Source organism: Pseudomonas sp. DW-iso3, from assembly GCF_058725305.1.
On record NZ_JBZXDZ010000005.1, the window covers coordinates 4,467 to 16,888 of the forward strand.

The window sequence follows — 12,422 nt, forward strand, 5'->3', positions numbered from 1 at the left end:
ACCGATACCAAGAACGTGCCGGATGGGAAGGTCGAGCACAAGGTCGCACCGGGGGTGGATACCAAGAAGACCGTGCTACCTGGCACCGATACCAAGAACGTGCCGGATGGGAAGGTCGAGCACAAGGTCGCACCGGGGGCGGATACCAAGAAGACCGTGCTGCCTGGCACCGATGCCAAGACCGTTGTGGATGCGAAGGCGCAGGACAAGGTTGCACCCGAAGCGGATACCAAGGCACGGGTGAAGCCGGACCCGGAGGTTAAAGTCATGCCGGATGGTCGTACCCAGGTGAGCATTAGGCCTGACGGCAAACTCGATACTCAGCAGGCAAAGCCTCCTCTCACCCCTGTGGATTATAAAAATAAGCTGTCGTCTGATATCAACGTGACGGTGCAGGTCCAAAACTGTCATTGCCCGCATACAGATGAAAAAGTAGCGCCACAACCTCCGGTGACGCCGAGGCTTGATAAGCAGCCGTCTCCACAACCCCCGGTAATGCCGAAGCCCGACGGACAGCCGTCGCCACAGCCTCCGGTCATTCCGACCCATGTGAATCCCAAGCCTGTTACCCCGACCAACGTGAATCCCAAGCCTGTTACCCCGACCAATGTGAATCCAAGGCCGGACATCCCGACCAACGTGAATCCAAAGCCTGATACCCCGATCCATGTGAATCCAAGGCCTGTTACCCCGACCAACGTGAATCCAAAGCCTGATACCCCGGCCCCTGTGAATCCAAAGCCTAATACCCCACCCAATACGGACCTTACATCCCCCGCACCGGATGACTTGGTTGATGATTGCAGCAGCCAATCCCATAAGCGTTTCGACAACCACCGAGCTAACAAGCCTGGCCTCCGTCCACGTTTTTGAGCCCGTTATCTTGACGCGTTGAACATAAATGCTGGTCCTCTGGTCGTTTCGGCCAGGGGGCACTCAATGAGACTTAAAACATGTTATCGATAAGCCATAACCGTGTTGTATCGCCAACTATTGAGCCTTGCCGGACACCAGACCATTCAGTTCGTGCATCGCTCCACTCTGTGCCCAGAGAAAACGTTCGTACTGCAACAGCTGTTCCTCGCTCAGAGGTAAAGTCCGATAGTTTCAGTAATAACGCGGACACTTCGGCCTTGCTCAGCATGTTGGGAGAAGTGTTCAAGCAGTTTTTCACTCAATTGCAAAGCCTTTTGCGTGGAGACGTGCATCCGGTTGAACCGAAAAACAACGATGTACCTGCACCGTCGCCACGCGTACAACCCACTCCCGATACGAGGCTCACCGATAAACAAAACGAACCTATCCCCGAGCTTTCCACTCAGCGTCGAGGTGCAAAGCCCAAAGATATCTTCAGTGGTTTTCGTCAGGGCAGAAATGGTAACTGTGTGACAATCTCCGCTATCAAGGCGGCGATGGCAAAGTTTGGCCAAAGCCCTAAGGATATTTACAAGTCTGTCGAGAAAGGCGTGGATGGATTTAAAGTTGTCATGCGTGACGGCATGACGGTAGAACTCAGCAAGGCGGAGTTGGACAGTGCCATCCGCGGCTCCAACTTTGTTGGAATAAATGATCCTGGCATGCTCAAGGATGCACATTTCCTGTTTGCAGTTTCTGCCAAGCGGGCGCAAATGGAGAACAACGACGGACGGGCAGGCAAAAGTTATGAAGCCGCCATAAGAAGCCTCAACGATGGTGAAGATGAATGGGGCCCTGGGGAGGGGTTCAAACGTCTGGGGCTAAAAGACCATATGAAGCGTGTATCGGTGCGTGAATTCGCTGACAAGTCATTGATTGGCATGGTCAACCGGCGCGGGCACTCAGTGGCTATCGTGGACGGAATTGAAGAGAACTATGGGCGCAAAGGCGGCCGGCCCGCAGGCGGCCAAGCCATCGCGTTGATGTGAACAACGTTTGATCTGATTTTCTTGTCACGAACTCGTCCAACTAATTAATAAAAGAGTTAACGATATGAGTACGTTTGCAATTGGATCTTTCGTGCGTTCTAACCCCATGGCTGCGCAGTTGTCGAGTGCTTTAGGAATATCTCGCACTCCCCCTGTTGATGTGCCGGAGCGTGGCTTCGGTGAGCATTTCAATGCCAGTTCGCACAGCGCCGTCATTAATCTGATGATGCTCACGTTTGGCCCGCGTCCTGCGGATTTTTTCAACGAAGTAAAGGGCAGTAACGATGGGTATGACGTGACCATGAAAGATGGTTACACGCTGCATGTTTCCAAACAGGAGTTGCAGCAGGCGGCGTCCGCGTCGCGTTTTACCGGCCATCACAACGATGCACTGAGCAGTGCCCATTTTGCGTTGGCTGTGTTTATCAAGCGCAAACAATCAGCCAGCGGTAATGCGGCTGATCGGCCTGGTTTTGAGTCGGTCTTGACCCAGTCGTTGCAGGGTGAAACGGCGTTCAACATGCTCAAAGGCATGGGGTTGTCCGGCCATCTCCAATACCGCCCCACTGCAACGGCTATCTCGGAGGGGCTGGCGGGGGTTGCAGACAGCTATGACTCTGGCTCGTCGTTAATTTACGCTGACAAGGCGCATCAGTTTGGCCGGCAACGTTCTCCCGATCGAAGCTATATGTATACGTTGGTGAGCGACAGTGCGCCAACGCGCCGCGTTGCCCCTGCCCCCGAACCGCCGACGGTCGTCCCCGAGTTTGAACGCCGCAATAAAAGTGCCCCTCCCGACGTTGCAGAGGTGTTGCAGGGATTCGCGCCGGTTTCGCGTAATTTCGGCGAAGTGTTTGACCTGAGCAGCCATGCTGCTGTCATCAAGATGATGATGCTGCGGTTTGGCCGCTCGCCCTCCGACATGTTTGAAACGGTCGAGGCCACGAAAACGGGTTACCGCATCACCATGAAAGATGGGTTTGAAGTGACGCTGTCAGCGCAGGAGTTGCAACGCACCTGTGGAGCCTCACGATTGACCGGCCCTGACGCGCCAATGGGCGCCGATGCCAATTTCATGCTGGCCGCCTTTGCCAAGCGCAAGCAGGTCGAGGGCAATGTTGAGTTTGATGCAGCGCTATCGAGCACCTTGCGTGGGGAGCACACCTATCGCGTGTTGAAAGGCATGGGCCTGATCGGCTTCATACGCGTTGTGCCCCCCGATAAATTGCGTGAGCCAGGCAGCGTCGGCGTTATCAGCACCTTTAACTATTCGGGTGCATTGGTCGCGGATGGCATCAAGCATGATAACGGTGGGCAAGCGGCTGTCAGCAAGGATTATGGCTACCAGCTTGCCGCAGACGTACCGGTCGAACCCAACGGTAAGCCTGCGCAGTTCTCGGCGGTGCCCGTCGGCACAAAGCCTGTCGATATCTGGAACGGTTTCTATCAAGGCGTCGAGGGTAACTGTGTCACGGTGTCGGCAATCAAGGCTGCGATGATGAAGTATGGGCAGAACCCTATGGGGATCTTCAAGCATGTCACCGAAACGCCCGAAGGTTTCACCACCATCATGCGTGATGGTTGCACGGTGCGCTTCACTCACGTCGAGTTGCAAAGGGCGCGAGCGGCTGCCAACTTCCATGGCGAGGACAAGGGCCTGGTTGACGATGCGGTATTCCTCTACGCGGCGAGCGCCAAGCGTGCCCAGCTGGAAAATCATGAGTTCCGCGCCAGTGCAAGTTTTGACGCCGCCCTGAAAACGCTGAACGACGGTGAGATTCCGGGCGATGCGTTGCGTCGCCTCGGCTTATACGCTTTTACCCGCCCCAGTAGCGTGCAGGAGCTGGCATCAGGCGTGCCAGGCACCTTGGCGAACTTCGGGCATTCGGTGGTCGTTGTGGAGGGGGCCATTGATGAATATGGCATCAAGCGCGAGTTGCAAGGTTCGGACTGGATGCAAAAGGAAGGTCACGCCTTGAAACTGGTTTAACCCCGGCCTTCTCCCGCGAGTAAACGCTCGCGGAATCCGATCATGGGCAGCGGTCGGCTATGCAAATACCCTTGGTACAAATGGCAGCCCAGGCCCTGCAGGAAGGCCAGTTGGTCCTGGGTTTCCACCCCTTCGGCAATCACCTCCAGGTTCAGGCTGCGGGCCATGGCGACAATGGCGCGGATGATCTCGGCATCGTTGGGGTCATGGGTGGCGTCACGCACAAACGACTGGTCAATCTTCAGGGCATCCACCGGCAGGCGTTTGAGGTAAGTGAGCGATGAATAGCCGGTGCCGAAGTCATCCATCGCAAAGCTCACGCCGAGTTTTTTCAAGCGACGCATTTTGCTGATGGTGTCGTCCAGGTTCTGGATCACGATGCCTTCGGTAATTTCCAGTTTCAACAGGCTGAACGGCAATTTGTGCTGCTTGAGACTGCGCTCCACCCGCTCCACGAAGTCGTTCTGGCGGAACTGCCGAGGGCTGATGTTCACGCACAGACTGAAATTCAGCGGGTCGACCAGGCCTTCCGCAATCAGTTGTTGGAAGGCCGCACAGGCTTCATCCAGGATCCAGGTGCCGACTTCAAGAATGAGGCCGCTGTCCTCCAGCACCTTGATGAATTCGGAGGGTGACTGCGCGCCCAATTGCGGATGCTGCCAACGCACCAGGGCCTCGGCGCCGACGATGCGGTTGCCGCGCGCATCCACTTGCGGTTGGTAATGCACGCTGAATTCACCGCGCGACAGGGCCAGGCGCAGGTCAGTCTCCATGCGCAGGCGTTCGCTGGCGGTTTTTTGCATGCTGTTGTGGAACATCTGGGTGGTATTGCGTCCTGAATCCTTGGCGCGGTACAGGGCGATATCGGCACGCTTGAGCAGGTCCGCCGGCGTGGAGCCGTGATCGGGAATCAATGCCACGCCAATGCTCGGTGTGACCTGTAAACGATGGCCGTCCAGAAACATCGGCTCGGAAAGCAGCTCACGCAACGTGTCGGCCAGCTCCTGTACCTGGTTGCTGACCTCCGTGCGCGTGCCATCCAGGCCGCTGAGCAACACCACGAACTCATCGCCACCCAGGCGCGCCACGGTGTCTTCCATGCGCACGCTGGCTTCCAGGCGGGCCGTGACGATCTTCAGCACGGTATCGCCCACCGGATGGCCCAGGGAATCGTTGATGTGCTTGAAGTGGTCGAGGTCGAGGAACAACAGTGCGCCGCGCAGGTTATGCCGCTTGAGCAGGGCGATCTGCTGGCTCAGGCGGTCCATCAGCAGGGCGCGGTTGGGCAGGTTGGTCAGTGGGTCGTGGTAGGCGAGGTGGCGGATCTGTGCCTGGGCGTTTTTCAGCAGGCTCACGTCTCGTGCGGTCAGCAGCAAGCACGGGGTTTCGTTCAAGGTGATGGGCTCTACCGAGACTTCCACTGCCAGTAACTCACCGCGCTTGTTGTGCCAGAGCATTTCCAAGTAATTGATACGGCCCTTGATCTGCAATTCGGCCAGGAGCGCGGCGCGTTGGTTCTCGTCGGCCCAGATGCCGATCTGGTAAAGGGTCAGGCCGATGGCCTCCTCGGCGCGATAGCCGGTCAGGCGGCAGAAGCCGTCGTTGACCTCCACATAACGGCCGGTGTCGCGCTCGGTGATGGAAATGGCATCGGGGCTGGAATGGAAGGCTTTGGCGAACTTCTCTTCGCTGGCCTTGAGCGCCGCTTCCGAGCGTTGCTGCTGAGTGATGTCGCGCAAGGTGGTGACGATACACGGCTGGTCACCCACTTTGATCAGTCGGCTGGAAATCACGCAGGTCAGCGCCTGACCGTTCTTGTGATGCGCCACGATCGCCACATTGCTCAACGCCTGCTCGCGGATCACCCGCTCGATCCGTTGCAGACGCTTGCTGGATTCGTCCCACAGGCCGATCTGTTCGGCGCTCTTGTCGATGACTTCGGCGGCCGTCCAGCCAAACGTCTGGGTAAACGCGGGGTTGATCTCGATAAACGTGCCGCCGTCCAGACAGGTGACGCAGATCGGGTCGGGGCTGACCTGGAACAGGCTGGCGAATTTTTCCTCGGAGGCGGTCAGGCGCTGTTCGCGTTCCACCTGGTCAGTGATATCCAGCAAGGTGCCGGCCATGCGCAGCGGTGCGCCCTGTTCGTCACGGTACAGGCGCGCGCGGCTTTCGAGGTAGCGCGAACTGCCGTCTTCCATCGGCACGCGGTAAGTCAGTTGATAGTTGCCGGCTGGGCCTTCGCGCAGGGTCCGATAGGCGTTGCGCATGCTTTCGCGCTCGTCATCGGGCATGCCTTCGAAGAAGGCGTCGAACGACTCATGGAAGGGTTCCGGCGGCAGCCCGTGCAATTGGGCGGCGCGGGCCGAGCCATAGAGCATGCCGGTGGGGATGTGCCAGTCCCAGGTACCCAGTTGCGCCGAATCCAGGGCCAGGTCGAGGCGCTCCTGGCTGTCCTTGAGGGCCTGCTCGGCGTTTTTGCGCTCGGTGGTGTCGAGAAAGGTGCTGATCAGGTAGGCCTCGCCCTCCAGCTCGACCTTCTGTGCACTGAGGGTACCATCGTGGATTTGGCCATTACTGGCGCAAAACTGCACCTCCATGGTGATCGGCTCGCCCTTGCGCTGGGTGGCTTTTACCAGCTGCGCGCGTTGCTCCGGGTGGCGCCACAGGCCGAGGTCCAGGGTGGTGCGGCCGATGGCGTCGGCGAGCGGCCAGCCGAACAGCATTTCAAAATACTGGTTGGCTTCGCTGATCAGGCCGTCGGCCTGGCGGGTCAGCAGGACCATGTTCGGGCACAGGTGGAACAGCGTGGCGAAGCGTTTCTCGGAGTGGCTGAGGGCGTTTTCGCGGTCGCGCTGGTGGGTGATTTCGCGGATCACCCCGATCATGCGGCGCCGTCCGGCCTTGTCCGGCGCCAGGCTGCCGTTGATTTCCAGCCAGTGCAGGCTGCCATCTGGCCATTGGATATGGTGATGCATGGCCTGTTCGAACGGCTCGCCCGCCAGCACCGCATGGAATGCCCGCACTACGCGGGCGCTGTCTTCGGGGGCCAGCAGGTCCAGGTAGTCCAGGTCGTTGGGCAGCGGCTGGCGTGGGTCAAAGCCAAACAGTGCCTGGGTGCCCCGTGACCAGCTGATACGTCCGCTGTCGATTTCCCAACACCAAGCCCCTAGCCGGGCAGCATTGAGCGCTGCCAGCAATTGCGGGGCGCTGTCCCAGCTTTGTTCCGCCGCTTGGGGATCCAGGGCGTAGATGCGGGGCAGGGGTGGCACGGAATCGACGGGGTTGCGCATTATCAAAGGGCCTTGGCTCAATGGGCGTTCAGCGCGGTTCTGTTCAGACCTTGAGGCCGCACGGCTTCATGCCGGTATCCCTGGCAGATCGACCTGTGCATCCAATAGGCTCATGAAAGCCCGCGCAGCGTTCGACAGCGTCCTTTCGGTGTGCACGATATAGCCTAGCTGGCGACTGAGCTGTATGCCCGGTAAAGCGATACTTGCCACCTGCTCATCGAGCATGGTGCGTGGCAGCACGCTCCAGGCCAGGCCGATGGACACCATCATCTTGATAGTTTCCAGATAGTTAGTGCTCATCGCGATGTTCGGGGTGAGGCCCTGGGCCTCGAACAGGCGGCTGACGATATGGTGGGTAAAGGTATTACCTCCAGGGAAAACCGCCGGGTGGCCGGCAATATCGGCCAGGCTGACGCTGCCGTTGCTGATCAGGCTGTGTTCCGGCGCCACCACGAAATCCAGCGGGTCATCCCAGACCGGGGTGGCGCGTACCAGGTTGTGAGGATCGGGCGCCAGGGTAATCACCGCCACTTCGGCGCGGCCATGGAGGATTTCTTCGTAGGCCACTTCCGAATCGAGGAACTGAATATCCAGCGCCACATTCGGGTATTCCCGGGTAAAAGTACGTAGCACCGGCGGCAAGCGATGCAGGCCGATGTGGTGACTGGTGGCCAGGGTCAGCCGGCCGCTGACTTCGCCGGTGAGGTTGGTGAGTGCGCGGCGGGTGTCGTCCAGCACGTTGAGGATCTGATAGGCGCGCGGCAGCAAGGCCCGTCCGGCTTCGGTCAAGCCGACTTCACGGCCCAGGCGATCGAACAGGCGCACCTTTAATTGTTGCTCCAGACCGGCGATGCGTTTGCTGATGGCCGGTTGGGTCAGGTGCAGGCGCTCGCCGGCGCCGGAGAAGCTCCCGGTCTCGGCGATGGCAATGAAGGCATTGAGGTTGGCCAGATCCATGGATGTATTCCAGTTGGTAATCCAAAGCATAAAAAATATGAATTTGAGTTATTTAATGTAGCGCCATACCATCAGCCTCACAAGCCAAAGGGTTATTGAAAAGCCCGGCATAAAGAAATACCGCTGATGAGGACCGACTGATGGCCGGCAAAACGCTTTACGACAAGCTTTGGGATTCCCATGAAGTGAAACGGCGCGACGATGGTTCGTCGCTGATCTATATCGACCGTCACATCATCCATGAAGTGACCTCGCCCCAAGCGTTCGAAGGCCTGCGTCTGGCCGGGCGCAAGCCTTGGCGCGTCGACTCCATCATCGCCACCCCCGACCACAACGTGCCGACCACTCCCGAGCGCAAAGGTGGCATCGACGCGATTGCCGACCAGGTTTCGCGTTTGCAGGTTCAGACCCTCGACGATTACTGCGACGAATATGGCATTACCGAATTCAAGATGAATGACGTGCGTCAAGGCATCGTGCACGTGATCGGCCCGGAGCAGGGCGCCACCTTGCCGGGCATGACCGTGGTGTGCGGTGATTCCCACACCTCCACCCACGGTGCATTCGGCGCCTTGGCCCACGGCATCGGCACCTCCGAGGTGGAACATGTGTTCGCCACCCAGTGCCTGGTCGCCAAGAAAATGAAGAACATGCTGGTCAAGGTCGAAGGCACATTGCCATTTGGCGTGACTGCCAAGGACATCGTCCTTGCGGTGATCGGCAAGATCGGCACCGCTGGCGGTAACGGCCATGCCATCGAGTTCGCCGGCAGTGCGATTCGCGACCTGTCTATCGAAGGCCGCATGACCATCTGCAACATGTCCATCGAAGCCGGTGCCCGCGTCGGCATGGTCGCGGCCGACGAAAAAACCGTCGAATACGTCAAGGGTCGCCCATTTGCTCCGCAAGGTGCGGATTGGGACGCCGCTGTTGAAGCCTGGAAGGACCTGGTCTCCGACGCCGACGCGGTGTTCGACACCGTGGTCGAGCTCGACGCTGCCCAGATCAAGCCACAAGTCAGCTGGGGCACTTCGCCGGAAATGGTCCTGGCCGTCGACCAGAACGTGCCGGACCCGGCTAAAGAAACCGACCTGGTCAAGCGCGGCTCCATCGAGCGCGCCTTGAAGTACATGGGCTTGCAGGCCAACCAAGCGATCACCGACATCCAGTTGGACCGCGTGTTCATCGGGTCCTGCACCAACTCGCGGATCGAAGACCTGCGCGCTGCGGCGGTGATCGCCAAGGGCCGCAAAGTGGCGTCGACCATCAAACAAGCCATCGTGGTGCCGGGTTCGGGCCTGGTCAAAGCGCAAGCCGAAGCCGAAGGCCTGGACAAGATCTTTCTTGAAGCCGGTTTTGAATGGCGTGAGCCAGGCTGCTCGATGTGCCTGGCGATGAACCCGGACCGTTTGGAATCGGGCGAGCATTGCGCCTCCACCTCCAACCGTAACTTCGAAGGGCGTCAGGGCGCCGGTGGGCGTACCCACTTGGTCAGCCCGGCCATGGCTGCTGCGGCTGCCGTCAACGGTCGTTTCATCGACGTTCGCGAATTGATCTGAGGAATACCCGATGCGTGCTTTTACCCAACACACCGGCCTTGTCGCCCCATTGGACCGTGCCAACGTCGACACCGACCAGATCATCCCCAAGCAGTTCTTGAAGTCGATCAAGCGCACCGGTTTTGGCCCGAACCTGTTCGACGAGTGGCGTTACCTGGACGTGGGCTACGCCTACCAGGACAACTCCAAGCGCCCGCTGAACAAGGACTTCGTGCTCAACGCCGAGCGTTACCAAGGCGCCAGCGTACTGCTGGCCCGGGAAAACTTCGGTTGCGGCTCCAGCCGTGAACACGCGCCGTGGGCCCTGGAAGAATATGGCTTTCGCAGCATCATCGCGCCGAGCTATGCCGACATCTTCTTCAACAACAGCTTCAAGAACGGCCTGTTGCCGATCATCCTGACCGACGAAGAAGTCGACGAGCTGTTCAAGCAGGTGGAGGCCGAAGAGGGCTACCAACTGACCGTCGACCTGGCCGCGCAAACCGTGACCCGTCCGGATGGCAAGGTGTATCACTTTGAAGTCGATGCGTTCCGTAAGCACTGCCTGATCAACGGCTTGGACGACATCGGCCTGACCTTGCAGGACGGCGATGCGATTGCAGCGTTTGAAGCCAAGCACCGGGCGAGCCAGCCTTGGTTGTTTCGCGATGCTTGATTTTATGTAAGCCGGACAGGCCCCTTCGCGAGCAAGTCGAATCGTCGCACCGCCGCTCCCACTTTTGATTGCATTTCAACTGAAGAAACTCGGTCAAATGTGGGAGCGGGCTTGCTCGCGAAGGCGGCAGCAAAAACAACACACGTCCCAAGGAAAGCCACCATGACCACCACCGCCCACACCCACGTCGTGCAAAAACAATTCGGCGAACAGGCGTCTGCCTACCTGAGCAGTGCCGTGCACGCCCAAGGCACCGAATTCGCGCTGCTCCAGGCCGAACTGGCCGGGCAGGGCACTGCACGGCTGCTGGATCTGGGCTGCGGTGCCGGTCATGTGAGTTTCCATGTGGCGCCGCTGGTCAAGGACGTGGTGGCGTATGACCTGTCCCAGCAGATGCTCGACGTGGTTGCAGCCGCTGCCAAGGATCGTGGCCTGGGCAACATCACCACCGTGCACGGCGCTGCCGAACGTCTGCCGTTCGCCGATGGCGAGTTCGATTTCGTGTTCAGCCGTTATTCGGCTCACCACTGGAGCGACCTCGGCCTGGCGCTGCGCGAAGTGCGCCGCGTACTCAAGCCGGGCGGCGTGGCGGCGTTCGTCGACGTCTTGTCACCGGGCAGCCCGCTGTTGGACACTTACCTGCAAACCGTCGAAGTGCTGCGCGACACCAGCCACGTGCGCGATTATTCCGCCGCGGAGTGGATGCAACAGCTCAGCGAGTCCGGTCTGCACGTGCGCACTAGCAGCCGCCAACGCTTGCGCCTGGAATACACCTCCTGGGTCGAGCGCATGCGCACGCCAGAGGTATTGCGCGCTGCAATCCTTGAGCTGCAGAAGGCCATGGGCCAGGAAGTGCGCGATTATTACGAAATTCAGGCCGACGGCACCTTCAGCACCGACGTACTGGTGGTCTTCGCCGAACGCTGATCGATTTTTCCCGACCTGCCCACGGGCGGGTCGCTTGATGAAATGAGGAACGCATGAGCAAGCAGATTCTGATTCTCCCTGGCGACGGTATTGGTCCGGAAATCATGGCCGAAGCGGTCAAGGTGCTGGAACTGGCCAACTCCAAGTACAGCCTGGGCTTCGAGCTGAGCCACGACGTAATCGGCGGCGCGGCCATCGACAAGCACGGCGTGCCCCTGGCCGATGAAACCCTGGACCGTGCCCGTGCGGCCGATGCCGTGCTGCTCGGCGCCGTGGGTGGCCCGAAATGGGACAAGATCGAACGTGACATCCGTCCTGAGCGCGGCCTGCTGAAAATTCGCGCCCAACTGGGCCTGTTCGGCAACCTGCGTCCGGCGATCCTCTACCCGCAACTGGCTGACGCGTCGAGCCTCAAGCCGGAAGTGGTCGCGGGCCTGGATATCCTCATCGTGCGTGAGCTGACCGGCGGCATCTACTTCGGCTCGCCACGCGGTGTGCGTGAGTTGGAAAATGGCGAGCGCCAGGCCTACGACACCCTGCCGTACAGCGAGAGCGAAATCCGCCGTATCGCCCGTGTCGGTTTTGACATGGCCCGCGTGCGCGGCAAGAAAGTCTGTTCGGTGGACAAGGCTAACGTCCTGGCCTCCAGCCAACTGTGGCGCGAAATCGTCGAGGAAGTGGCCAGGGACTATCCGGATGTCGAGCTCAGCCACATGTACGTCGACAACGCTGCGATGCAACTGGTGCGCGCACCCAAGCAGTTCGACGTGATCGTCACCGACAACCTGTTCGGCGACATCCTGTCCGACCAGGCGTCGATGCTCACCGGTTCCATCGGCATGCTGCCGTCGGCGTCCCTGGACACCAATAACAAGGGCATGTACGAGCCTTGCCACGGTTCGGCGCCGGACATCGCGGGCCAGGGCATTGCCAACCCGCTGGCGACGATTTTGTCGGTCTCGATGATGCTGCGTTACAGCTTCAACCTGAGCGACGCAGCCGACGCGATCGAGAAAGCTGTGAGCCTGGTGCTGGATCAGGGTTTGCGCACCGGCGACATCTGGTCGCAGGGTTGCACCAAGGTCGGTACGCAAGAAATGGGCGACGCAGTAGTCGCCGCGCTGCGGAATCTGTAAT

8 protein-coding genes and 1 pseudogene are annotated in these 12,422 nt (G+C 59.5%); 7 read left to right on the forward strand and 2 right to left on the reverse strand.

Translation table 11 applies throughout. From position 1 onward, the window contains the following. The 3 genes and pseudogenes from AC4PS7_RS14885 to AC4PS7_RS14895 form a co-directional block, all read left to right on the forward strand. Window positions 1-873: pseudogene (locus AC4PS7_RS14885) on the forward strand (hypothetical protein); the annotation flags it as partial. 269 nt (window positions 874-1,142) lie between these two features. Continuing rightward, window positions 1,143-1,904 carry a hypothetical protein gene (locus AC4PS7_RS14890; protein WP_241912507.1) on the forward strand — a complete coding sequence of 254 codons (762 nt, stop codon included), beginning with the start codon at window positions 1,143-1,145 and terminating at the stop codon, window positions 1,902-1,904. Between the two features lie 64 nt (window positions 1,905-1,968). Next, window positions 1,969-3,894, forward strand: coding sequence for a hypothetical protein (locus tag AC4PS7_RS14895; protein WP_492179538.1), 1,926 nt, complete (start codon window positions 1,969-1,971; stop codon window positions 3,892-3,894). On the opposite strand, the gene AC4PS7_RS14900 is transcribed toward AC4PS7_RS14895, so the two are convergent. Together AC4PS7_RS14900 and AC4PS7_RS14905 are read right to left on the reverse strand one after the other, a co-directional pair. Then, window positions 3,891-7,187, reverse strand: coding sequence for an EAL domain-containing protein (locus AC4PS7_RS14900; RefSeq protein ID WP_010209058.1), 3,297 nt, complete (start codon window positions 7,185-7,187; stop codon window positions 3,891-3,893). The two genes, AC4PS7_RS14895 and AC4PS7_RS14900, sit on opposite strands and share 4 nt — an antisense overlap. 66 nt (window positions 7,188-7,253) lie before the next feature. Next, window positions 7,254-8,144, reverse strand: a complete 891-nt coding sequence (locus AC4PS7_RS14905; RefSeq protein ID WP_010209059.1) for a LysR family transcriptional regulator — start codon at window positions 8,142-8,144, stop codon at window positions 7,254-7,256. Window positions 8,145-8,284: 140 nt separating this feature from the next. Between AC4PS7_RS14905 and leuC the strand changes: the two genes are divergently transcribed. The 4 genes from leuC to leuB all read left to right on the forward strand — a co-directional run bounded on the left by leuC (window position 8,285) and on the right by leuB (window position 12,421). Continuing rightward, entirely contained in the window at window positions 8,285-9,703 is a 1,419-nt protein-coding gene (gene leuC, locus AC4PS7_RS14910; protein ID WP_010209060.1) for a 3-isopropylmalate dehydratase large subunit, read from the forward strand. Window positions 9,704-9,713: 10 nt separating this feature from the next. Beyond that, window positions 9,714-10,358 (forward strand): 3-isopropylmalate dehydratase small subunit, encoded by a 645-nt coding sequence (gene leuD / locus AC4PS7_RS14915; protein ID WP_010209061.1) that lies wholly within the window; start codon window positions 9,714-9,716, stop codon window positions 10,356-10,358. 162 nt (window positions 10,359-10,520) lie between these two features. After that, window positions 10,521-11,285 carry a class I SAM-dependent methyltransferase gene (locus AC4PS7_RS14920; RefSeq protein ID WP_010209062.1) on the forward strand — a complete coding sequence of 255 codons (765 nt, stop codon included), beginning with the start codon at window positions 10,521-10,523 and terminating at the stop codon, window positions 11,283-11,285. A gap of 53 nt (window positions 11,286-11,338) precedes the next feature. Next, entirely contained in the window at window positions 11,339-12,421 is a 1,083-nt protein-coding gene (gene leuB, locus AC4PS7_RS14925; RefSeq protein WP_187517141.1) for a 3-isopropylmalate dehydrogenase, read from the forward strand. Window position 12,422: the final 1 nt, after the last annotated feature.